The following is a 22926-nucleotide window of genomic DNA, read 5'->3' on the forward strand; positions in this document are numbered from 1 at the left end:
TCCGACCTAGCTGCCTGCTGGCGCATCGGCCTGTTGTCGACCACCTGCCGGCGCGTCGGCCGCTCGTCGGTGGCCTGCCGGCGCATCGGTCGGCGACGACCGTCGTACCGCCCGGGTCACGACCGGCACGAAGGCCAGCACCACCAGCAGCCCGACCACACCAGCGCCGGCGATCAGCGGCCGAGGCGGAACGGCCACGAGCAACGCCCCGCCGATCAGGAAGCCCACCATCGAGCCACCCTGCACCGCCGCGCCGTAGCTGGCGTAAGCCCGGGCGCGCATCGCCTCCGGAACCCGCCGAGCGGTGAGCAGGTTGGCGAAGACGTTATCGCCGCCGTTGGCCACGCCACCCACCAGCCAGAGCGGCACCAGCACACCCGCCGCCGGCACTGTCGCCGCGAGCAACACCATCAGGCTGCACACGGCCAGAGTGGCCAGCACCCCCCGTACCAACGCGCCGTCGTCGTCGAGCCGCCTGGCGAGTCGTACGGCAAGCCAGCTCCCCGGCAGCATGCCGGCCATCCATGCGGCACTGACCAGGCCGTACGTCGTCGGGGAACCCCCCAACGTCTCTCGGATGAAGAAGACCTCGATCACGTTGATACCGCCGATCGCCGCGATCACCACAGCGGTGCTCACCACCATGACGAGCATCAGCGGGTCGCGGCGCAGCCGCCAGCCGATCTCCGTACCCCCTGGGGTTGCCACGCCCCCCGAGACGGCCTGGCTGCTCACGGCGGCGGCCTCGCTGCTGGCGGCGGTCTGGCTGGCGGCGGGCCGTCGGCCGCCGCGTCGGGTCCGCAGCAGCAGGCCCGCGACCACGAGTGCCAGGTAGGTCCCGGCATCGAGAAGCAGCGGTACGCGAGTGCCGAACTGTCCCACCAACAGGCCGGCCAGCACCGGACCGCCGAGCGCGCCGAGCGAGACGGCGGTCTGACTGATCGCGCTGGCCCGCGGCAGGTCGGCCGGACGGACCATCGCCGGCAGCAGCGCTGCCAGGCAGGGTTGGGTCACCGCGAGCCCGCAGGCCAACAGGGCGACGAGCCCGACCACCAGGACCGGTTGCTCGACGACGGCGAGGAGCGCGCAGATCGCGGCCTGTCCGAACCCGATGGTCACCAGCAGGGTACGGCTGTCCGTCCGGTCGGCGAGTCGACCCGCGAGTGGGGCGAGCACCACCAGCGGCAGCGTGGCGGCCAGAAGCAACCCCGACACCGCCAGACCTCCAGCACCGGCTCCCTGCAGGGCAAGCGCCAGCGCGGTCGCGGCGAGGAAGTCACCGCAGATGGTGGTGCCCCGCGCAGCAGCGGAGAGCCAGACGTCAGCCCAGCGCGACTCATCAGTTGTGAAGGACATACTTCGAAAATAATCCTTCACAACTGATTCATGCAACCCTGCCTATGCGAGCGGCACCGTCCGGTACTGCACAGCGACCGTGCGCGCCCCCGGCGGTGGATCACCTTGCCGCCGCCGCGGGTGATACGGCCGGAGCAGTGCCAACACCGCCTCGTTCAACTCGGCCAACTCCTCGGCGGTGAGCAGCAACAGCGTGTCGCTGAACAGGGCCGTGTCGTACCACTCGGCGGGCTCGTCCCCGGCGCGCCGCAACCAGTCCCGCGTCCGCTCCATAGCCCGGACCGCATGCGCCTCCACCAGCGCCTGCTCGGCCGCACGCGCCTCGGGCCCGGCATCACGACCCGCCTCGACCAGCACACTCACACTCGGCACGCGCCACAGCCGCTCGCGCGCGTCCCCCCGGCTCGGCGCCTGCTCGACCAGGCCGAACTTCGCCAGCGCACGCAGGTGATAACTGGTCGCGCTCGGCGACAGCCCAACGATCTCGGCGCACTCGGTGGCGGTCCCACCGCTCTCACGACTGTTCAAGTACTCCATGATCGCGATCCGGGCCGGATGAGCCATCGCCCGCATCACCTGGGGGTCGCTGATCGTCATCCGGCGCGAATCGGGGCGGGCCTCGGTCATAGGCCCATGATCCCGGCCTCGCCCCCAACCTGCCATCACCCCCACGTCCCGCACGGACCACCGCGCGTCAGCCACGCTTACCCTCGGCAGCGAGCAGGCGGATTCGACGGCAAGCGCGGCGTGGATGGCTCGCAATGATCGACGAATTCACTTTCCATCCATTGATCGGCGCTGACCGGAAAGTGTCGTACACCAGTTCTATTCTCGATACATGTTGGAGGCGTTGGAGCAGGTGGGCGGCGCGGTTGACGACTGCGCCGAGACCACGCTCTGGGGGCTCTCCGATGACGAGTTGCTTGCGTCTCTCGACGCGACTCACGTGCTGGCGCAGCGGCTGGCAACCGTCCAGCTCGGTCTGGTCCGCGAGTTGGACGGTCGCGGGCTGGCGGTCGCCCAGGGCGCCTCGTCCACGGCAGTCTGGCTGCGGGATCGGCTCCGGCTCTCCGGTCGCGGCGCGCGCCAACTGGTCCAACTCGCCGCCACCATCGACGCCGCCCCGCCGGCAGTGCGCGACGCCCTGCTGACCGGTGCCATCAGCGTCGAGCAGGGGCGAGTGGTGGCCGAGACGATCGCCGCTCTCCCGGTCGAGGCTGGTCCCGAAGTAGCCGACAAGGCCACTCACCTGCTGGTCACCTGGGCCGACCGTTTCGACCCGACCAGCCTCAGCCGGCTCGGCGAACGCGTCCTCACGCACGTTGCCCCGGAGCTGGCCGACCAGGCTGAGCTCAAGGCTCTGGAACGGGCCACCGAGCGGGCCGAGGCCCGCCGGCACGTCACGCTCTCCGAGCAACAGAACGGGCAGGTACGCCTCAGCGGCAACCTCGACACCGAAACCGCGAGCCTGCTCCGCGAGGCGATCGATCCGCTCTGCGCCCCAGCCGGTGAGTACGACGACCGCAGTCCTGGTCAGCGCCGCGCCGACGCGTTGGGCGAGATCTGCCGACTGGCGCTCCGCACGGGCCAACTGCCCGACAACGGCGGAGACCGTCCTCAGCTGGTGGTGACCGTGTCGCTGGACGAGCTGGTCAACGGCGTAGGCGCCGGAACGCTGGAGACCGGTACGCGTCTCACGCCCGGTGCGGTCCGCCGGCTGGCCTGCGACGCTGGCGTTTTGCCGGCTGTGCTCGGCGGCAACAGTCAGGTCCTGGACGTCGGTCGCCAGCGCCGCCTCTTCACCGGCCCGCTGCGGCGCGCGCTGGTCCTACGTGACGGGGGTTGCGCCTTTCCTGGTTGTGACCGGCCACCGAGATGGTGCGACGGCCACCACATCCGACACTGGGCCGACGGCGGGGTGACGGCGTTGGGCAATGCGGTGCTGCTTTGCGGCTATCACCATCGGCTCATCCACAGCGGCGACTGGACGGTCCGCATCGCGGCGGACGGCCAACCCGACTTCCTCCCGCCCGGTTGGCTCGACCCGCTGCGCACCCCACGTCGCAACCTCTACCACCTGCGATGCTGATCGTGCCGACCAGGCCCACGCCGCCCAAGACCGCCACCAGCCATCAGCCACCAGCGACCAGCGACCAAACACACGACAACCCCGCTGGCTCCTGCCGTCCCAGGCCGCGTCTTCCGGTGATCGACTCGGCTTCCTGGAAATCGGGGCGTCGCACTGTCCTGGATACCGCAACTTTATGAAACCCGAGTCGATCACAGCGCCTGCGGCGGGCGCAGCGCCAGAGAGCACGGCGCGCACGGCGAGGCGAGGGCTCGGCGCACGGCACGGCAGAGTGCACGGCACGGCACGGCGCACGGCGGAGCGCGAGACAGGACAGCACCACGGCGCACGGCACGACGCGAGACACGACCCGGGGCGCGGCGCGCGAAACGACGGAAGCACGGCGCGCGGCACGACGCGAGGGTCGCGGGGACGTGATCGTCAGCGGCACCCGAGCTCGGCATCGCGCCCATCTCGATGCCGCATCACCCGTCTACGCGCCTCCTCGGCGACCTCCGTGGCGACACACCGTCTCGGATGGGTGGTCGCGTCGGTAATTCACTGGATGCGGCGGGTTGGGGAGCGTAGGGTTGCAGGCCGCTTGACGGCCGAGGTGAGCTGCACCGGAACGGACGTCTTCGCGCCGGGTGGCCGGCCATCCGCCCCCGGACACGCGAGCGCGCAGCAGATGTGAACGATGGGACGTCAGCATGCCCGCTTTTGACCTCGACACCCAGCTCGACGCCGACCTCGACGCGGACTTGGCCGCCGAACGCGCACACCTCACCACCTCGCGGGCGGCGCTGGCTCGGCTGCGGGAGCGGGCCGAGTCCCTCTTCGCGACCGGTGACCAGGTGGCCGGCGACGCGTACGCGGCCGAGACGCTCGGCCGCACCCTGGCCCGCCGGGTGGCCGAGCTGGCTGACGATCCGACCACTCCGCTCTTTTTCGGCCGCCTCGACTTCGGCGGGACCACAAACAACGGGACCACCGACAACAAACCCACCGACAGCGAGGCCACGAACAGCAGGACCACCGACAACAAACCCACCGATAGCCAGGCCACGAACAGCAAGACCACCGACAGCAGAGCCGCCGACAGCAGGGCCACGGACACCAGAACCACCGACACCAGGACCACGGCCAGCAGGACCACGAACGACCCGACCGCACCCGACGCCAGCGGTGATCATTACGGGCGGCGGTATCACGTGGGGCGGCGGCATGTCACCGACGAGCGGGGCGAGCCGTTGGTGCTGGACTGGCGGGCGCCGGTCTCCCGGTCGTTCTACCGGGCGAGTGTGCGGGATCCGCAGGGGGTGGCGGTCCGGCGGCGGTTCGGGTTCAGCAGTGGGGTGCTGACCAGCTTCGAGGATGAGCGGCTGGATCGGGGCGAGGAGCTCGGTACGACCAGTCGGATCCTCACCGCCGAGATCGAACGTCCGCGCGTCGGGCCGATGCGGGACATCGTCGCGACGATCCAGCCGGAGCAGGACGAGCTGGTCCGGGCTGACCTCGCCGACTCGATCTGTGTGCAGGGCGCGCCGGGCACGGGGAAGACGGCTGTGGGTCTGCACCGGGCCGCGTACCTGCTCTATCTGCACCGGCAGCGGTTGCGGCGGGCGGGTGTGCTGATCGTCGGGCCGAACCGGGCGTTCCTGTCGTACATCGCGGCGGTGTTGCCGGCGCTCGGGGAGGTCGAGGTCGAGCAGGCCACGGTGGAGGAGTTGATCTCCCGGGTGCCGGTCCGGGCGGTTGAGGCGCCGGCGGTGGCCGCGCTCAAGCACGACGTACGGATGGCGAGCGTGCTGCGGCGCGCGGTGCAGGCACGGATCGGCACTCCGACCGAGTCGATCACCGTGTCGGACGGTTCGTTCCGCTGGCGGATCGGGGTGGAGCCGTTGCACCGGATCGTCGAGGAGACCCGTCGGGAAGGACTGCCGTACGGCACGGGTCGGGAGCGCGTCCAGGCGCGGGTGGTGAGCCTGCTGCAACGGCAGGCCGAGGCGCGGCGCGCGGAGTCGCCCAGCGATGCCTGGCTTCGCCGGATGAGCCGCTGCCGGCCGATGCTCGATTTCCTGGACGCGGTCTGGCCGGCGCTCACCCCGGAAGGGCTGGTGCACGGTTTGTTCTCCGATCCGGCCCGGCTGGCCGCAGCGGCGGACGGGCTGCTCAGCGACGCCGAGCAGGCGCAGCTCACCTGGGCGAAGCCGGCCCGCACGCCGAAGGCGACCCGCTGGACCGCTGCCGACGCGGTGCTGATCGACGAGGCGACCGGGCTGCTGGAACGGCTTTCCGGGTTCGGGCACGTGGTGGTGGACGAGGCGCAGGACCTCTCCCCGATGCAGTGCCGGGCCATCGCCCGGCGCAGCGAGCACGGCTCGGTAACGCTCCTGGGTGACCTCGCCCAGGGCACCGCGCCGTGGGCGGCGACCGACTGGAGGGAGTCCCTTGCTCACCTGGGCAAGCCCGACGCGGTGGTGGTGCCGTTGACCATCGGTTTCCGCGTGCCCGCCGCGGTCGTCGCTTTCGCGAACCTGCTGCTCCCGGCGCTCGCGGTGGACGTACCGCCGGCCGAGTCGCTGCGCCACGACGGCGGCCTGGACGTGCGTACGGTGAACGACCTGACCTCGGCGACGGTGGCGGAGGTGCGGGCGGCGCTCGCCCACGACGGCTCGGTCGGTGTGATCGCCGCGGACGACGCGGTCGACGGTCTGCGCGCGGCGCTGGCCGAGGCCGGTGTCGAGACCGCGACCGCCGACGACGTGGCGGCCGCGGAGCGGGTCACGGTGGTGCCGGCGACGCTGGTCAAGGGGCTTGAGTACGACCATGTGGTGGTGGTTGAGCCGGCCGCGATCGTCGCGGCCGAGCCACGCGGGCTGCATCGGCTGTACGTGGTGCTCACCCGGGCGGTGTCCCGCCTGGCGGTGCTGCACGTTGCGCCGCTGCCCGCCCCGCTCGTCAGCGGGTCAGGCGGCTGACAGGGCCGCCGCGATCTCCCGCAGCGGGCGGCCTGACTCGGCAAGCGGCACGTGGAACGACAGCCACGACCCGTCGGCGAAGTCGAGCCGCAGCCGCTTCCAGTTCAACCGGTACCTACCGAACCGGGCGGTGACGGTCGTTCGCGGAACGGACCCGAGCAGTTCGATGTCGGCCTTCGCCCGTTCGTCCGCCGCCGAGCTGGAGAGCAGCCCGACGGGTGCTGTCGCGCCGAGCAGCAGCCGCTGGTCGGTGACCGCCAGTACGAGGTATCGGAGGCCTGAGCCCTTCGCCGCCACGGTGAGGGCGTGGTGCAGCACTGATGCTTGGGAATCCGGTTCGCCTCGACCTCCGACACCTAAGAAGAGCCAGTCGACGGCGTTGTCCGCCCGACCGAAGGTGATGTTCGGTGACAGCACGTTGAGCAGGACGCCCAGAAAGCTCGGCCCACCCGTGGCGGGCGGCGTCGACGGCTGCGAGGGCGGCGCCGGGGCCAGCCCTCCGCCCTCTCGCACCTGGGCCACCGCACGAACCTGTTCCCCGGCCGGCAGCAGTCGGGTGAGCCCTTCGACGTACCGTGTCTGACTCTCGTCGACGGTCATCAGCGCCCCTCGTGGTCGTCGGGTTGGCGCGGACCGGCACCGGGCGTGCCGATGACCTCACCCACCAATTCCCGGACCTGGGCGGCGGCGGCCTCCTGCGCCCGGTTGGCGGCTGTGGTGAACTCCTCGGCCAGGCTGTACGAATCCAGTCGCATCGCCCGCGGGTTCAGCTCGGTAGAGACGATCTTGCCGTCGGCGGCGGCGGTGACCCGCACCAGGCCGGAGTCGCTGACGCCCTCGGCGCTGGTCTGCTCCAGCTCCGCCATCCGGTCGGCGAGTTGCCGCTGCCATCCGTCGAGGTTTCGAGCCAGCGCCTCGATTCGGTCCAGGGCGGGGAAGGTCATGGCTGCCTCTCAGTTCACGATGGAGTCGAAGACATTCTGCACACCCACTGTGTACGGGCCCAGGTCTTCGCTGTACGTGCCGTCCACCAGGTAGTTGCGGTCCTTGTGCCCGTCGGAGATGTCGTGCAGGCCCACGCCGGTGTCCAGCAGAGCGCCGCCGAAGCCGGGGATGTTGACCGGCGAGACCTGGTTGATGACGAACTTGCCAGGAAAGAGGGTCTTGAACTTCTCGACCTGGAAGGCCCGCCCCTCGGGCGTCCAGCCGCCCTTGCTGAGCAGCTTGTACTGCTTCTTGCGCCGCTTGATCTCCATGACGGTGTCCGCGTATTTGCGGAGCTGCCCGGCGACCTTGCCCAACCGGGTGGCGAGGCGGGTGAGCACCTCGGCGAACCGGGCGACGATCTTGACCATCCGGCCCACGGTGGTGGCCAGCCGGGCCAGCACCCGGACCACGGTGGCGGCCAGCGAGACGCCGGCGCTCAGCGCCGCGGCCACCGCCGCGATGATCACCTCGGTGAGGAACCAGAGCAGGAACTCGAGGATCAGCTCGACCAGCAGGTTGAACGCGTCCACCGCCGCGTTCGCCGCCTCGACCAGCACGTCCTTGGTGCCGTCGAGCCCCTGTGCCAACTCCTCGATCGCCGCTTCCACCGACTCCATCGAGGCATGGAAGCTCTCGGCGGCGTCGCCCGTCCAGGCGCCGCGCAACCGGGCCCGGTCGGCGATCTGGTCACCGGCGATCTCCCGGACCGCCGCGCCGGTGTCCAGGCAGAGCTGCGCGGCCCGCATCAGGTCGTCCGGTTCGCCGGCGACCAGCTCCAGCAGCTGCTCGAACGGCCAGAGCACCGCGTTGGAGAGCGGCTTGAACGGGTCGGGTGTGCCCGACACGATCTGCTCGAAGTAGGTCTTGTTGCGCTGCAACGCCTCGGTGCTCATGCGGGCACCGGCCCGCTCGGAGCGCCGGTGCCACCCGACCAGGGGCCGGGTGCCATGACGTCGGGGGCGGGCGGGCGGCCGGGCACGAACAGGTCGGTGTTGGCCGCGTCGGTGCCGGTGTAGGCGGCGGCGGTGTCGCTGAGCCCCTCCGCGATGTCGGCCATCATCTCGGCGCCGTCGGCGAGCCCCTGCAGGCACGCCTCGAACTGCTCGGCGTACGTCGCCGCGAGGTTGAAGGAAGCCGGCATCACCCCGAAGGCGTGCCGGGGCACGTGCCCGTCGCCGAAGGCGCGGTGCAGCTCGCGGAAACGGGCCGCCCGATCCTTGGACCCTGCGGCGAACGCCGTCAGGGCCTCCGGCTGGACCTCCAGCTCATTGCTCGGGCTCGACACGGACCCTCCCCTGTGGCCTGTGCGACGGATCAGTCGCCACGTCCCCACCATAGGCACTGCCCGCCCCGACCGGGGGACCCGTCGGTGATGACGGGGTCACCCACTTCGACTTTGTGCCGTAAAGTAGTTTGCGTGGACCTCGATGATGATTCACCACCCACCGACGCCGCAGCAGCGCTCCGGCTGATCCAGGGCCAACGGTCGGCGACGGCACGCCGGCTCGATCCCGATGCCCGCCTGCTCTACTGGCCGTGGGGCGTCGCCTGGCTGGTCGGCTTCGGGCTGTTCTTCCTGCGGTTCGCTCCCGGTGACCGGGCGCTGGTCCACCTGCCGAACTGGCTGCCGCTGACCGTCCTCTTCGTACTGCTCGCAACCGCCGGAGCGATCCAGGCGGTGGTGAGCGTGCGGGCATACGGCCAGGTGATCGGCGACTCCGCCCGGCGTGGGCAGTGGTACGGGTACGCCTGGGCCCTCGGTTCGGTGAGCGTCTACGCGGGGCTGGGCCGGATCTCCGAGCACCTGCCGCACGACCTGGCGGCGCTGCTCTGGTCGGCGACCGCCGTCGGGCTGACCGGCGCGCTGCACATGGCCGGCGGGGCGGTCTGGCTGGACCAGGACCTGTTCCGGCTGGGCGTCTGGATCAGCGTGATCAACCTGGTCGGGGCGATCGCCGGGCCGGGCTGGCACCCGCTCGTCGTGGCAGTGGCCGGCGGCGGCGGAATGCTGGTGGCCGGCGCACTCGCCCGGCGGCGACAGCGGCAACGGCAGCAGCCGTGACCGAGTTGGATCCGGTCATCCACGCGCAGGCCCGACTGCGGGTGGTGGCCAGCCTCTCGGCTCTCAACGTCGGCGACAAGATCGCGTTCCCTCGACTGCAGGAGCTGCTCGCGATGACCGCCGGCAACCTCTCGGTGCATCTGCGCAAGCTTGAGGAGGCCGGCTACGTGGAGATCAGCAAGACCCATCGTGGACGCACCCCGGCGACCCTGGTCGGGCTCAGCCGGCGAGGCCGACTGGCGTTCGAGGAGTACACCGAAGCGATTCGCGCCCTGCTCGACCCCACCCCGTCGAAGGAGCAGTCATGACTCTCGCCCGCGCCGACCAGGCCAGCCGCCGGTACGGCGACGTCCTCGCCCTCGACCGCGTCGACCTGGAAGTCCGGGCCGGCGAGCTGGTCGGCCTGCTCGGGCCGAACGGTGCAGGCAAGAGCACCCTGATAAACCTGCTGGTGGGCCTGCGCCGCCCCAGCTCGGGGCGGGTGCAGCTGTTCGGTGGCGACCCCCGCGACCCGGCGAGCCGGCGGCAGATCGGGGTCACCCCGCAGGAGACCGGGCTGCCCGGCACGCTGCGCGTCGGCGAGGTCGTCGACTTCGTCTCCGCGCACTACCCCGACCCGGTGCCCCGGGCGGAGCTGCTCGACCGCTTCGGCCTCGCCGACCTGGCCCGACGGCAGACCGGTGGGCTCTCCGGCGGGCAGCGCCGCCGGTTGGCCGTGGCGTTGGCGTTCGTCGGCCGGCCCCGGCTGGTGCTGCTGGACGAACCAACCACGGGCCTGGACGTGGCCGCCCGGCACACCCTGTGGGACGCGATCCGGGCTTTCCACGCCGACGGTGGCACGGTGCTGTTGAGCAGCCACTACCTGGAGGAGGTGGAGGCGCTCGCGCACCGGGTGGTGGTCATCGGGCAGGGCCGGGTGCTCGCCGACGACTCAGTGGACGCGGTGCGCGGCATCGTGGGCGTACGCCGGGTCAGTCTGGTCGCCGATGACCTGCCCGACCTGCCCGGGGTGGTACGCAGCGAACGTGTCGACGGTCGGCTGCACCTGCTCACCACCGACGCCGACGAACTGGTCCGCGCGCTGGTCACGGCCGGAACGGCCTTCACTGACCTGGAGGTACGGCCCACCTCGCTGGAGGAGGCGTTCCTCGCCATCACCAGCAGCGACGCCCCCGGCGGGACTGCCTCCGGCGGGGACACGCCCGCCGGCACAGGCCTACCCACCACCGCCGCTGCCGGCGGCCTACCCACCACCGTCTGAGGAGGCGACAGTGCAGCTCGCCCTGGTCCACGCCCGCTACCAGCTCCTGGAGATCATCCGGATTCCGGTGGCCGTCTTCGGCAGCGCCTTCTTCCCGGCCGCCGCCATGATCTTCTTCGTGGTGCCGTTTGCCGGTGACGATCCGGTCGGCGCCACCTACGCCACCGCGTCGATGGTCACCTTCTCGGTGATGAGCGCCAACATCTTCCAGTACGGCGTCGGTGTCGCCGAGGACCGCGACCAGCCCTGGAACCCGTACACCCGGACCCTGCCGGCCGGGCCGGCGCCACGGTTCGCCGGCCGGGTGCTGGCCGGCCTGGCACTGACCTACCTGTCGCTGATCCCGGTCGTGGTGATCGGCGCGACGCTGACCGCGGCCCAGCTCACCCCGGCGGCGTTCCTGCTGGCTCTCGGCACGGTGGCCGTCATCTCGGTGCCGTTCACGCTGATGGGGCTCGCCATCGGCTACTCGCTGCCCAGCAAGGCGGCGATCGTGGTGGCGCAGGTCGTCTTCCTGCCGCTCGCGTTCGGCGGCGGCCTGCTCTCCGCGCCGGGTGACGCGCCCGGGTTCATCGAGACGATCGCGCCGTACCTGCCCACCCGGGGCGCGGCCGAACTGATGTGGGCGGCGGTCGGCGACTACCGCGTCGAGCCGCTGGCACTGATCATGCTCGGCGTCTGGGTGGTGCTGCTCGCGGCGCTCGCCGGCTGGGCGTACCGGCGCGACGAGGGTCGCCGGTTCAGCTGACGATTCGTCCGTTTCCGCCCCGAGCCGCGGTGGGACGGTGCCAGGATTCCGGCAGGGGGCCGCCGTGGCCGCCCGGGCCGAGAGGGGTCTTGACGTGAGCACCGTCCCGCCGGGTACGCCCTGCTGGGCCGACCTGGCCACCCCGGACCTGACCGACGCCCGGCGCTTCTACCCCGAGCTGTTCGGCTGGACCGGCCAGGTGACGCCGGAGCCCGAGGCGGGCGGCTACACGGTCTTCCTGCTCGACGGCAAGCCGGTGGCCGGTGCCGGCCCGCCGGCGATCCCGGACCAGGTTCCGATCTGGTCGACGTACCTCGCCACCGACGACGCCCAACTGGTCGCCGGCCGGGTCGAACGGGCCGGCGGGCAGGTCGTCGTACCACCGTTCGAAGTCTTCGACCGGGGCTGGATGGCGGTCTTCGCCGACCCGGCCGGCGCCACGTTCAGCGTCTGGCAGCCGCTGGCCATGGCCGGTGCCGAGGTGTTCAACGTGCCGGGCGCGATGAGCTGGAACGAGCTGGTCACCCCCGACCCCGAGGGCGCGAAGGTCTTCTACGAGCTGGTGTTCGGCTGGCAGCCCGACGACCAGGCGGTGGGCGCGATGACGTACACCGGGTGGCGGCTGGGGACGCAGATCGTCGCCGGGATGATGCCGCCGCTTGCCGACGACTTCCCGGCCGATCTGCCCGCGTACTGGACGGTCTACTTCGCGGTGGCCGACGCGGACGCGGCCGCGGCCCGCGCCTCCGAGCTGGGCGGAACGATCCTGGTCCCGCCCCGCGACATCCCGGCGGGCCGCTTCGCCGCCCTCCGCGACCCCCAGGGCGCCCTCTTCTCCGTCATCGACCTCGGCCCCTGACCCCAGCGCCTGCGCGATCAGGGGCGGGTGGGCCGGACGGGGACCACCAGGGGGCCGTGGGCGCCGGGGACCACCCGGACGCTGGCCCGGTAGTGGGTGGCGAGCAGCTCCTCGGTCAGCACCTCGGGCGGAGTCCCGGCGGCCACCACCCGACCGGCGGCGAGCATCACCATCCGGTCGGCGTACTCACCGGCCAGGGAGAGGTCGTGCATCGTGGCCAGGACGGTCAGGCCGTGCTCGCGGCGCAGCTGGTCGACGACTTCGAGCACGTCCTGCTGGTGGCCGATGTCGAGCGCGCTGGTCGGCTCGTCGAGCAGCAGCAGCGTCGCGCCCTGGGCGAGCGCGCGGGCGAGGAACACCCGCTGCCGTTCGCCGCCGGAGAGGGTGGCCAGTTCGCGTCGGTGGAAGCCGGCGAGGTCCAACCGCCCCAGCACCTCGTGCACGGCGTCGACGTCGGCGGTCGACTCCCGGCCCAGGGTCGGGATGTACGGGGTGCGGCCGAGCAGCACATAGTCGAGCACCGACATGCCGGGCGGCACCACCGGGGACTGTGCCACCGTGGCCACTATCCGGGCGCGGTCCCGACGGCGCAGCGCGGCACTCGGCGTACCGAAGAGGGTGATCGCCTTCGGCGCGGGCAGCAGGCCGCCGACGGCGCGCAACAGTGTGGATTTGCCGGCGCCGTTCGGACCGATCACAGTGACCCACTCGCCGACGGCGACGGTGAGATCGACTCCGGTGAGGATCGGTGTGCCACCGAGGTCGACATGCAGCCCGCGCACCTCGACGGCCGGCGCGCCGGCGGCGGATTCGCGGCTCACGTGAGCACTCGCCGGGCGGTCCGCAGCACGAGGACGAAGAACGGGCCACCCAGTAGGGCGGTGACCACTCCGATCGGCAGCTCGGACGGAGCGGCGACGGTGCGGGCCGCCACATCGGTCAGCGCCAGGAACGCGCCGCCGAACAGCAGTGACATCGGCAGGATGACCCGGTAGCTGGACCCGGCGAGCAGCCGGACGGTGTGCGGGACGATGATGCCGACGAACCCGATCAGGCCGGTCGCGGAGACCGCCGCCGCGGTGCCCAGGGAGGCGGCGGCGATCAGCAGGTAGCGGGTGCGCTGCGGGTGCAGGCCCAGGCTTCTCGCCTCGTCGTCGCCGACCGCGAGGACGTCCAGCTCGCGGCGGTGCAGCAGCACCACCACAGTGGTCAGCGCGGCGTACGGCAGCACCAGCAGCACGTCGTGCCAACCGGCGGTGGCCAGCCGGCCGAGCAGCCAGGAGTAGACCGGCTGGATGCTGTCGGCGTGTCGTTGCAGCAGGTACGTCTGCCCGGCGGAGAGGAACGCGGAGACCGCCACCCCGGCCAGGATCAGCATCGCCGGTGACCCGCGTCGCCCGCCGGCCGCCCCGAGCACGTAGGTCATCGTGACGGCCAGCAGGGAACCGGCGAACGCGGCCAACGGAATGGTCATCGGCAGCCCGGAGAGCGTGCCCTGCCGGCCGGCGCCGCCGAGGGCGATCGCCGCGGTGACCGCGAGGCCGGCGCCGGCGGCCACCCCGAGCAGGTACGGGTCGGCCAGCGGGTTGCGGAACACGCCCTGGTAGCAGCCACCGGCGAGGGCGAGCAGACCGCCGACGAGCAGGCCCAGCACCACCCGGGGCAGGCGCAGCTCGGTGACGATCGCGATCTCACGCTCGGTCAGCCCGCTGTCGAGGTGCACTCCGGGAAACAGGTTGAGCAGCTCGGCGGCGACGCTGCCCGGTGGCAGGCTCACCGGGCCGAGCGACACCCCGACGACGAGCGCGACGAGCACCGCGAACAACCCGGCGACCAGCCACCGCTTGCGCAGCCCGGCAGGGCGGGCCGCGGATAGCGGCTCGGCGGACCGGGCCGCAGACAGCAGCCCGGTCACCGACGGACGACTGTCACGCGGGCACCTTGGCGACCGCGTCGATGATGACCCGGAGCAGGTCCACGACCCGCGGGCCCCAGCGGGAGGCGATGTCGTCGTCCAAGGCGATGACCTGGTTGTTCTTCACCGCGGTGAGGCCAGCCCAGCCACTGCGCGCCTTGACCGTGTCGGCGTTCTGCTGGCAGCACTTGGCGTCGGCCAGGAAGACGAAGTCCGGGTCGGCCTTGACGATGAACTCCTGGGACAGCTGCGGGTAGCCGAAGTTCTTACCGTCCGCGTCGGCGGGGTCGGCGATGTTGGTCAGGCCGGCCTGGCTGTAGAGCGAGCCGATGAAGGTCTTGCTGGTGGCGCTGTACAGCTCCGGGCCCAGCTCATGGAAGTAGGTGAGCTTCTCGGCACGCTGTGGCAGGTCCTTGACCAGCTTGGCGATGTCGTCCTTCATCCGGGTGCTGACGTCGGTGGCCTGGTCGGCGTGCCCGGTCAGCGTGCCCAGCTCGGTGATCTGCCGGTACGAGTCGTCGAGCGTGGTCGCCGCCGGGGTCTGGTACACCGGGATCTTCAACTTGCCCAGCTGTTCGACGATCTTGTTGCGGTCGTCGGAGAGCACCACCAGGTCGGGGTTCTTACCGGCGATCGCCTCGGCGTTCGGCTGGAAGGCGGAGAGGTCGGTCTTCGGCGCGTCTGCCGGGTAGTTCGACTGGTCGTCGACGGCGGTGACCTGCGGGCCGGCACCGATCGCGAAGAGCATCTCGGTGGCGCTGGGCGACAGCACGACGATCTTCTCGGGCCGCTTGTCGAGGGTGAGCGCGCCGACCGTGACCGGGTAGGCCGCGGCCGCGGTGCCGGCGCTGGGCTGGTCGTCGGCCTTCTCGGCGCAGGCGCCGAGGGCGAGCGCGGTGACCGCGAGGGTCGCCGCGAAGAGCCGAGGGGTACGTCTGAACATGGGGGCCTCCTGTCGGTCGAGGAGTGTGGTGCTTCGCCGACAGGGACTTTCGTACGCCCGCCCACGAGGCGCCCTTCCTCGAGAGCGCGTATCGCGACCGATCCGTAGGCGACCTGGCTCGTCCCCACCGACCGGTGGGGCATCACAGTTGCGGGACAGCGCCGGGTTTAGCACCGGCTTCGCTGCGGACTGGTCGCTAAGACGGTAGCGCACCGCCACGAGATGCCGGATCGATCAAGGATCGATCGGCGCCGGACGATCGACCGGAGCGCGACACAGAGGGGATATGTCCCGTATCTGGAGGCTCGGGAGCGGGTGGTGGGGCCCCGCCGGGGCGGGACGGGGCCCCACCCGATCAGGAGGACGTGATGGTGACGTTGTCCACAGCCGCCTCCACCAGGCTGGCTCCGGACGCGTCGGCCGCCTCGACGAGCACGCGGACCGACTGGCCGGCGTACGGGGTGAGGTTGAGGTTGGCGACCGCCCAACTCCCGTTGCGGTTGCTTGCCGCGCCGACCTGGGTGAGCAGCGCTGTGGTGCCGCCGTTGTGCACCACGCTCACCCGCAGGTAGTCCGCCGACGAGGCGTTCGAGCCGTGCGCCAGGTACCAGGCCAGCGAGAGGGTCAGCGTGCCGGACGACGGCAGGGTCACCGCCGGGGACCGGGCACTCGTCACGCCGCCGTCGACGTCGTAGTCACCGGCGGCTGAGCCGGCCAGCCGGCCGGTGACCAGGTCGTTGGACCCGGCGTACGGGGTGAGCTGCTTGGCTCCCGAGGACGTGGTCGCCTGGGCGGCACCCCGCTCGAACGCGCCGGCAGTGGCGGTGTCGGTGCCGGCCGGGTTGATGGTCCAACCGGTGGCGGTCTCGAAGGTGTCCGACCAGACCGTGGTGCCACCACCGCCGCCGCAGTACTGCGCCTGCTTGCCGATGGCCCGGTACGGGCAGTCGGCGTACTCGCTGAGCAGCAGCACCGCCTCCCGGTTGCGCGAGGTCTGTGCCGAGATCACCTCGTCGGGCGGGTAGAAGCCGCCGCCACCGGACGAGCCCGGGTACATCTCGAAGGTGTACGCCCAGATGTTGTGGGTGGCCCACATCCAGTCGAGGCTGTCCCCGTCGGTGATGTAGAGATCGCTGGACTGCTCCGGGGTGTAGTTGTTGGTGGCCGCCATCTGCTGGCCGATCGTGGCGAAGGTGTTGTACTGGTCCGCGTTCATCCCGGCCGCGGTGTTCGCCGTGGTGTAGCCGTACGGCCAGAGCACCAGCTCCGAGTAGGTGTGGAAGTCGATGTTGGCTTTGATCTGCTGCACCCCGCCGACCACCCGGCCGTTGACGAAGCTGCGCAGCGCCTGCGTCTCGGGCGCGGAGAACGCCGATGGTCCCCGGTAGGTCTCCGACGAGGTGGTGCCGGACGAGCCGCCGCAGCAACCCCAGTTGTAGCCCCAGTTGCGGTTCAGGTCGGTGCCGACGTTCGACGAGCCGCTGTTGGGCTGCCGGTTCTTGCGCCAGGACCGGTACGACCCGGTGGCGATGTCGTACTCGCTGCCGTCCGGGTTGACCGTCGGCACGATCCAGATCTCCCGGCCGTTGACGATGTTGGTGATCCGGGAGTCACTGCCGTAGCTGTCGGTGAAGAGGTTGAGCAGGTAGATCGCCATCTCGACGGTCAGGTGCTCACGGGCGTGCTGTTGGGAGTTGAACAGGATCTCCGGCTCGTTCTCGTCGGTGCCGACGTTGTCGGAGATCTTCACCGCCATCAGGTCGCGGCCCTCGTACGACGAACCGATGCTGATCTTGCGGGCGATTGCCGGATGGTCGGCGACGACCTGGTTCACGACGGCGGTCAACTCCGCGTAGTCGTGGTAGTTGGAGTCGGCCGGCGGGAAGGCCTGCGTGCCGAAGTCGCCGGCGCCGCGCTCGGCGTTGGGCGGCGGGGCGAGCGGCTCCAGCCGGAAGCCGAGCTTGCCGAGCGCGGCGGCCTCTGCCGCAGTGGCCGAGATGTGCAGCACGCCGTGTTCGGAGTAGTCGATGGCCGCTCCGGTGCGGGCCACCGCGTTGCGGTCGGCGAGGGTCCGGGGCCCGAGCACCCGGTAGCTGGCGGCGGCTGCCGGCTCGGCGGTGCGGTCCGGTGCCGGTCGGGCGGCGACCGGACCGGCGGCGACGGTGACGATGCCCAGCCCGGTGACAACAGCGAGCACCAGGACACGGCGGAGGGGAATGGGCGTGCGGAGGGCCATGGACTACCTCCTCGATGGGCGGGAGATCCCGCTCGGTGAAGGACACTTCACCACCTGTCACATGGTCATATCAATATTGATCGCTGCGATATGCATCCCAGGTGGATCATCACGGCGGCAATGATTTTCCACCTATCAACGTCTGGCGAAACTTCCCTCCAAGGAGAAAACTGACCAGCGACGATGCCCCCTCGACACCGCGGAGCACCCATGGCCAGATCCCGCCTGCGCGCGGCCGCCCTCGCCGGCGTCACCACGCTCACCCTGCTCACCAGCGCCGCACCCGCGCTGGCGGCCCACCCGCCCGCCCCCGCCCACGACGAGCAGATCACCTACCAGGACTGGTCCGGGCCCGCCGACTGGCACCGGGGCAGCCGGGCCGGCACCCGCGTCGTGCCCAGCGCCCGAGCGGGCGTCACCCTGGCCCGCCCGGCCGGCACCATGGAGTACGCGGACCCGCACACCGGCGCCACCCGCACCTGGGAGTACGGCACCTGGACCTCGCCGGTGACCGGGATCGGGTTCGACGCCACCGAGCTGATCGCCTCCTGGAACGCGGAGACCCCCGCCGGCACCTGGATCCAGGTGGAGATGCAGGGCAACTACACCAGCGGCGACCAGACCCCGTGGTACGTCCTGGGTCGCTGGGCGTCCGGCGACACCGACATCAAGCGGACCAGCGTCAACCGGCAGGGTGACCCCTTCTCGACGATCTGGACCGACACCTTCAGCATCGACGACGCCGCCGCCGGGGTGCTGCTCCGGTCCTACCAGCTCAAGCTGACCCTCTACCGGGCACCCGGGCAGACCGCCGCGCCGGTGGTCCGGATGCTGGGCGCGATGAGCTCCACAGTGCCGGACCGGTTCACCGTCCCGCCGAGCGCCGGGCACATCGCCTGGGGCGTCGAGCTGCCGGTGCCGCGCTACTCGCAGAACGTGCACAGTGGGCACTACCCCGAGTACGACGGCGGGGGCGAGGCGTGGTGCTCGCCCACCTCCACCGAGATGGTGGTCGAGTACTGGGGGCGCAAACCCTCAGCGGCCGACACCTCCTGGGTGGACCCGACCTACCCCGACCCGACGGTGAACCACGCGGCGCGGATGACCTACGACTACGCGTACGACGGCGCCGGCAACTGGCCGTTCAACACCGCGTACGCGGCCAGCTTCCCCGGGCTGGAGGGCCGGGTGACCCGGCTGCACTCGCTGGACGAGCTGGAGCGTTTCATCGCCGCCGGCATCCCCGTGGTGACCAGCCAGTCCTTCCTCGCCAGCGAGCTGGACGGGGCGAACTACGGCACCTCCGGGCACCTCTTCGTGGTGGTCGGCTTCACCGCCGACGGCGACGTGATCGTCAACGACCCCGCCTCGTCCAGCAACGACGTGGTGCGCAACGTCTACAAGCGTGCGCAGTTCGAGCAGATCTGGCTGCGGACCAAGCGCATCAACGCCAGCGGCGGCGTCTCCGGCGGCTCCGGCGGCATCGCCTACCTGATCAAGCCGGTCTCAAGGCCCTGGCCCATGGTCCCCGGCTCCACCAACTGGTAACCCACCCACCCTGCCTGGCCCCCCGCCCCCACGCGGTTGATCATGAAGTTATTGCCCGGCCGACCGGCGTGTCGTGGCAACAACTTCATGATCAACGCTGGGAGTCGGGGTGCTGGGGGTCGGGGCGCTGGGGGTCGGGGGTGGGGTGGTCCTCGCCGGCCAGGGCCGAGCGGAGGCGTTCCTTCTCGGTGCGGCGGCGCTCGGCTGCTTCGGCGATCTCGCCGGCCATCTCGTCCCGCCAACCGCGCAACAGGAAGAAGGAGAGCGCGGCGGAGAACACCAACGCCAGCATCAGCTTCAGGAACACGTTCATGTCGATCAGCCAGAGGCCCGCCAGCACGGCGACGAACAGCCCGATCCGGCCCAGCGTGTACTTGAGCGCGGCGCTCACCTGCACCACTCCGTTCTCTCCGTCGCCCGCCACTGCCGGCGGAAGTGTCGAGCCGCCCGGCGGGCGGTCGTGGTCAGCCGGTCCGGCGGGCCAGCCAACGGACGCCCGGGAACCAGAGGGCCGCGTACGCCACGGTGAACGCTCCCGCCGCCAACGCGCCGGAGAGCAGCGGCGGCAACCCCGCGCCCAGACCGGCGATCAGCAGCCCCGCGAACACCCCGACGGCAGCGGCGACCACCGCCGCCACCACCCGGGCCGCGCCGAACTCCCAGGCCCGGAAGTCGTCCCAGAACAGCCAGGCCGGCAGGATCACCGCCAGCCAACCGTTCGTGTGCCCGAAGTCGCCAGCGCCGATCGAGGCGAACGCCCAGTCGAACAACACCAACGCGAGCACGCCGATGACCAGGCCGGCCAGGCACACCCCGAGCAGATCGCCCAGGGTACGGATGCGCCCCTCGGCGTCCCGGCGGGGAAACCCGCTCTGCTGCTCAGGTCCTCGTTGCTCGGTCATCGACTGCGAGGGTACGTGGTGGCTCAGGCCCAGACCTGCTGCGGCTCGGCGCGCCGCTCGGCCAGCGACGGGGCCTTGTCGTACTCCCGGACCACGTTGTAGCGGGTGTCCCGCTCGACCGGTTGGAAGCCGGCGTCCCAGATCAGGTGCAGCAGGTCGTCGCGGTGCATGGTGTTCGGGGTGCCGTACGAGTCGGCGTCGTGGGTGATCTTGTATTCGACGACGGAGCCGTCCAGGTCGTCCACGCCGAAGTTCAGCGAGAGCTGGGCCACCGACAGCCCGTGCATCACCCAGAAGTTCTTCAGGTGCGGCACGTTGTCGAAGAGCAGCCGGGAGACGGCGAACGTCTTCAGCGACTCGGCCGGCGAGGCCATCGTGGTACGCGCCTGGATCCGGTTACGGATCTTGCCGTCCGCCGAGTCGACGAAGTCGTGCTGGTAGCGCAGCGGGATGAAGACAGCGAAGCCGCCGGTCTCGTCCTGCAACTCGCGCAGCCGCAGCACGTGGTCGACGCGGTGCCGAGGCTCCTCGATGTGGCCGTACAGCATGGTCGCCGGGGTCTTCATGCCCTTGCTGTGCGCCAGGGCGTGGATGCGCGACCAGTCCTCCCAGTGGCAGGCGTGGTCGACGATGTGCTGCCGGACCTCCCAGTCGAAGATCTCCGCGCCACCACCGGTCAGCGACTCCAGGCCGGCGTCCATCAGCTCGTCGAGGATCTCGTCGGCGCTCAGGCCGCTGATCTTCTCGAACCACTGCACCTCGGTCGCCGTGAAGCACTTGAGCTTGACGTTCGGCAGCGCCGCCTTCAGCTCGCGCAGCACCTTCGGGTAGTAACGCCAGGGCAGCGTGGGGTGCAGGCCGTTGACGATGTGCAACTCGGTGAGCTGCTCGTCCTCCATCTCCTTGGCCTTGCGGACCGCCTCGTCGATGCGCATCGTGTACGCGTCCTTCTCGCCCGGCTTGCGCTGGAACGAGCAGTACGCACAGGACGCCGAACAGACGTTTGTCAGGTTGAGGTGCCGGTTGACGTTGAACATCACCCGCTCGCCGTTCAACTCGGTGCGCTTGTGGTGCGCCAGCCGCCCCAACCAGGTCAGGTCGTCGCTCTCGTAGAGGGCGACCCCGTCCTCCCGGGTCAGCCGCTCACCGGCGTACACCTTCGCTTCGAGCTCACGCTTGAGTCCGGCGTCCATGGCACGTCCCTTCCACCTGCGGTCCGGATCGAGCGTACGTCGCGGCGCCGACGGGTCCTGCGGCACGGTCGCCGGCAGCGACCCACTTCACCAGACTCTCAGCCTCCCGTAACCCGCCAACGCATCGACAAGGGTGGCGAGGTGCGGTAGTAACAAGGTGGGGCGGAACACACACACTGGTACCGTCCCGACGGTCCGCGCCCACCGAGCGCGGCGAGAGGCAGTCGGACGGGGAGCGGCATGGTCTACAGCGGGCGCGGGCGACGGCAGCGACGACGGAGCCCGGTGATCTCGCCGGTCCTGCGTCCGAAGCTCTGGGCCGCCCTGCTCGGCGCGATCGCCGCAGCCGTACTGGCCACCCCCGCGTACGCGGAGCCCGGCGTGCCGACCACAGTGCCGGACACCGGCTCACGCCCGGCGGTCACCGGCTCGCTCCAACTGCCCGGCGGCGCACCGGTCGCCGGCGTGCCCGCCCCGCCGGTGGTCAACATCGGCAACGGCCCACTGGCCGCCGCGGTCTCCGCCGGCGAGGTCCAGGTCGGCGCGCTCGGCGAGGCGTTGCTGGTGAGCCGGCAGAAACGCGTCGACGCGCAGGCGCAGCTCGACGCGGCCGGCAAGGCGCTGGCGACCGCACAGGACGCCCTGCTCCGGGCCCAGCAGACTGCCGACACCGCCGCCGCCGAGGCCATCAAGGCGGCCGCCGCGCTGCCGCCGGGCGACCTCGCCGAGGACATCCGTGGGCTGAGCCGCCTCCAGGCGATCACCCGTGGCGAGAAGGTCGACGGCGGCACCACCGGAGTGGCCGGGGAGCTGTCCCGGGCCCGCGCCGGTGAGCAGGCGGCGTACCAGAAGCACAGCGAGGCCAAGGAGTTGCTCGCCGCCGCCGAGGCGGAGTTCACCGCCGGTGAGACGGCCCTCCGCACCGCCGAGGCAAGCCTGCTCAAGCTGCGCCGGGACAACGCCGCCGCGATGATCGAGATCGAACGTCAGCAGGAAGCCGCCGAGCAGCAGATCGGCGCCGGCTACGTCTCCAACCAGAGCATCAGCGGCATGGCCGCGCACCCCCGCGCACTCGCCGCGGTCCGCTACGCGCTCGCCCAGCTCGGCGATCCGTACAAGTGGTCCGAGGAGGGGCCGGACCAGTTCGACTGCTCCGGCCTGATGTGGGCGGCGTACCGGTCCCCCGGCGCCGACTACTTCGACCTGCCCCGGGTTTCCCGTGACCAGTACGCCGCCACCCGTGGCCGCACCGTTCCGCAGAGCGCGCTGCTCCCCGGCGACCTGCTCTTCTTCGCCTCGGGCAGCAGCTGGACGACGATCCACCACGTCGGCATGTACATCGGCAACGGCAAGATGGTGCAGGCACCCACCACGGGCGACGTCGTCAAGATCTCGGTCGTCCGCTGGTCCCGGCTGTATGCCGCCACCCGGGTGATCGGCGCGGTGCCGGCACCGGTCGTGACCAATCCGCCCGTCTCGACCCCGAAGCCGCCGCCCACGCCGTCGCCGTCACCGACGAAGACCACCAAACCGACGCCCACCCCGTCGCCCACGAAGACCACCAAGCCCACGCCGACGCCGACGAAGACCACCAATCCGACGTCGACGCCGACGCTGACGACCAGCCCGACGCCCACGCCGACGGCCAGCAAGACGCCGAAGCCGTCGAGCACCCCGAGCAACACCCCGACAACCCTGCCCTCGGCACCGACCACCGCGCCGACCAGCATGTCTCCGACGACCACGCCGAAGGCCAGCACGAGCGCGACGGGCAGTAGCAGCGCAACGGGCAGCCCGAGCACCGCGGGCTGATCCGCCACGATCGGCTCCGGCTGTCCGCTCGGGACGATCTGTGGCACCGTGACAA

22 protein-coding genes are annotated in these 22926 nt (G+C 71.1%); 9 read left to right on the forward strand and 13 right to left on the reverse strand.

Going from position 1 to position 22926, the window contains the following annotated elements; all coding sequences use genetic code 11:
- Positions 1-6 precede the first annotated feature (6 nt).
- Positions 7-1356 carry an MFS transporter gene (locus ABZU74_RS01240; RefSeq protein ID WP_355416898.1) on the reverse strand — a complete coding sequence of 450 codons (1350 nt, stop codon included), beginning with the start codon at positions 1354-1356 and terminating at the stop codon, positions 7-9.
- Positions 1357-1398: 42 nt separating this feature from the next.
- Positions 1399-1983: a winged helix-turn-helix domain-containing protein gene (locus ABZU74_RS01245; protein WP_355416901.1), complete on the reverse strand. Its 585-nt coding sequence runs from the start codon at positions 1981-1983 to the stop codon at positions 1399-1401.
- 211 nt (positions 1984-2194) lie between these two features.
- On the opposite strand from ABZU74_RS01245, the gene ABZU74_RS01250 reads away from it, so the two are divergent.
- On the forward strand, positions 2195-3445 hold the full coding sequence (locus ABZU74_RS01250; protein WP_355416904.1) for a DUF222 domain-containing protein: 1251 nt from the start codon (positions 2195-2197) through the stop codon (positions 3443-3445).
- Between the two features lie 689 nt (positions 3446-4134).
- Positions 4135-6405: an AAA family ATPase gene (locus ABZU74_RS01255; RefSeq protein ID WP_355416907.1), complete on the forward strand. Its 2271-nt coding sequence runs from the start codon at positions 4135-4137 to the stop codon at positions 6403-6405.
- Here ABZU74_RS01255 and ABZU74_RS01260 read toward each other — a convergent pair.
- From ABZU74_RS01260 to ABZU74_RS01275, 4 genes are read right to left on the reverse strand one after another with little or no spacing between them, the layout of a single operon-like run.
- Positions 6394-7005 (reverse strand): hypothetical protein, encoded by a 612-nt coding sequence (locus ABZU74_RS01260; protein ID WP_355416910.1) that lies wholly within the window; start codon positions 7003-7005, stop codon positions 6394-6396. The two genes, ABZU74_RS01255 and ABZU74_RS01260, sit on opposite strands and share 12 nt — an antisense overlap.
- Complete coding sequence (locus ABZU74_RS01265; RefSeq protein ID WP_355416913.1) at positions 7005-7349, reverse strand: YbaB/EbfC family nucleoid-associated protein; 345 nt, start codon at positions 7347-7349, stop codon at positions 7005-7007. The genes ABZU74_RS01260 and ABZU74_RS01265 overlap by 1 nt, the downstream gene beginning before the upstream one ends.
- A 9-nt stretch (positions 7350-7358) precedes the next feature.
- Positions 7359-8285, reverse strand: a complete 927-nt coding sequence (locus ABZU74_RS01270) for a WXG100 family type VII secretion target (RefSeq protein WP_355416916.1) — start codon at positions 8283-8285, stop codon at positions 7359-7361.
- Positions 8282-8677: a type VII secretion target gene (locus ABZU74_RS01275; RefSeq protein ID WP_355416919.1), complete on the reverse strand. Its 396-nt coding sequence runs from the start codon at positions 8675-8677 to the stop codon at positions 8282-8284. The genes ABZU74_RS01270 and ABZU74_RS01275 overlap by 4 nt, the downstream gene beginning before the upstream one ends.
- Positions 8678-8809: 132 nt before the next feature.
- On the opposite strand from ABZU74_RS01275, the gene ABZU74_RS01280 reads away from it, so the two are divergent.
- The 5 genes from ABZU74_RS01280 (at position 8810) to ABZU74_RS01300 (ending at position 12322) form a co-directional block, all read left to right on the forward strand.
- Entirely contained in the window at positions 8810-9454 is a 645-nt protein-coding gene (locus ABZU74_RS01280) for a transporter (RefSeq protein ID WP_355416922.1), read from the forward strand.
- Positions 9451-9762: a transcriptional regulator gene (locus ABZU74_RS01285; RefSeq protein ID WP_327033218.1), complete on the forward strand. Its 312-nt coding sequence runs from the start codon at positions 9451-9453 to the stop codon at positions 9760-9762. Before ABZU74_RS01280 ends, ABZU74_RS01285 begins: the two co-directional genes overlap by 4 nt.
- Entirely contained in the window at positions 9759-10715 is a 957-nt protein-coding gene (locus tag ABZU74_RS01290) for an ABC transporter ATP-binding protein (protein WP_355416925.1), read from the forward strand. The genes ABZU74_RS01285 and ABZU74_RS01290 overlap by 4 nt, the downstream gene beginning before the upstream one ends.
- A gap of 10 nt (positions 10716-10725) precedes the next feature.
- Positions 10726-11463, forward strand: a complete 738-nt coding sequence (locus ABZU74_RS01295) for an ABC transporter permease (RefSeq protein WP_355416928.1) — start codon at positions 10726-10728, stop codon at positions 11461-11463.
- A gap of 94 nt (positions 11464-11557) precedes the next feature.
- The gene (locus ABZU74_RS01300) at positions 11558-12322 is read left to right on the forward strand and encodes a VOC family protein (protein ID WP_334505613.1); all 765 of its coding nucleotides are present in this window, start codon (positions 11558-11560) and stop codon (positions 12320-12322) included.
- Between the two features lie 17 nt (positions 12323-12339).
- Here the strand turns inward: ABZU74_RS01300 and ABZU74_RS01305 are convergent, their stop codons facing one another.
- From ABZU74_RS01305 to ABZU74_RS01320, 4 genes are all read right to left on the reverse strand, one after another.
- Positions 12340-13143: an ABC transporter ATP-binding protein gene (locus tag ABZU74_RS01305; protein WP_355416932.1), complete on the reverse strand. Its 804-nt coding sequence runs from the start codon at positions 13141-13143 to the stop codon at positions 12340-12342.
- Entirely contained in the window at positions 13140-14237 is a 1098-nt protein-coding gene (locus tag ABZU74_RS01310; protein ID WP_355416935.1) for an iron ABC transporter permease, read from the reverse strand. Before ABZU74_RS01310 ends, ABZU74_RS01305 begins: the two co-directional genes overlap by 4 nt.
- A gap of 13 nt (positions 14238-14250) precedes the next feature.
- Positions 14251-15180 carry an ABC transporter substrate-binding protein gene (locus ABZU74_RS01315; protein WP_355416938.1) on the reverse strand — a complete coding sequence of 310 codons (930 nt, stop codon included), beginning with the start codon at positions 15178-15180 and terminating at the stop codon, positions 14251-14253.
- Positions 15181-15535: 355 nt separating this feature from the next.
- Positions 15536-17416 (reverse strand): M14 family zinc carboxypeptidase, encoded by a 1881-nt coding sequence (locus ABZU74_RS01320; RefSeq protein WP_355416941.1) that lies wholly within the window; start codon positions 17414-17416, stop codon positions 15536-15538.
- 210 nt (positions 17417-17626) lie between these two features.
- Between ABZU74_RS01320 and ABZU74_RS01325 the strand changes: the two genes are divergently transcribed.
- Complete coding sequence (locus ABZU74_RS01325; RefSeq protein ID WP_355416944.1) at positions 17627-18964, forward strand: C39 family peptidase; 1338 nt, start codon at positions 17627-17629, stop codon at positions 18962-18964.
- Between the two features lie 91 nt (positions 18965-19055).
- Here ABZU74_RS01325 and ABZU74_RS01330 read toward each other — a convergent pair whose 3' ends face one another.
- The 3 genes from ABZU74_RS01330 to mqnE form a co-directional block, all read right to left on the reverse strand.
- A complete protein-coding gene (locus tag ABZU74_RS01330; RefSeq protein ID WP_355416947.1) occupies positions 19056-19355 on the reverse strand; it encodes a DUF4229 domain-containing protein in 300 nt (99 codons plus the stop codon).
- Positions 19356-19428: 73 nt separating this feature from the next.
- Positions 19429-19866 (reverse strand): hypothetical protein, encoded by a 438-nt coding sequence (locus ABZU74_RS01335; RefSeq protein WP_091395682.1) that lies wholly within the window; start codon positions 19864-19866, stop codon positions 19429-19431.
- A 23-nt stretch (positions 19867-19889) separates the two neighbouring features.
- Entirely contained in the window at positions 19890-21059 is a 1170-nt protein-coding gene (gene mqnE, locus ABZU74_RS01340) for an aminofutalosine synthase MqnE (protein ID WP_091395685.1), read from the reverse strand.
- Positions 21060-21299: 240 nt separating this feature from the next.
- On the opposite strand from mqnE, the gene ABZU74_RS01345 reads away from it, so the two are divergent.
- A complete protein-coding gene (locus ABZU74_RS01345) occupies positions 21300-22871 on the forward strand; it encodes a C40 family peptidase (RefSeq protein ID WP_355416952.1) in 1572 nt (523 codons plus the stop codon).
- Positions 22872-22926 lie beyond the last annotated feature (55 nt).

Source organism: Micromonospora sp. NPDC005171, from assembly GCF_040608575.1.
GTDB lineage: Bacteria > Actinomycetota > Actinomycetes > Mycobacteriales > Micromonosporaceae > Micromonospora.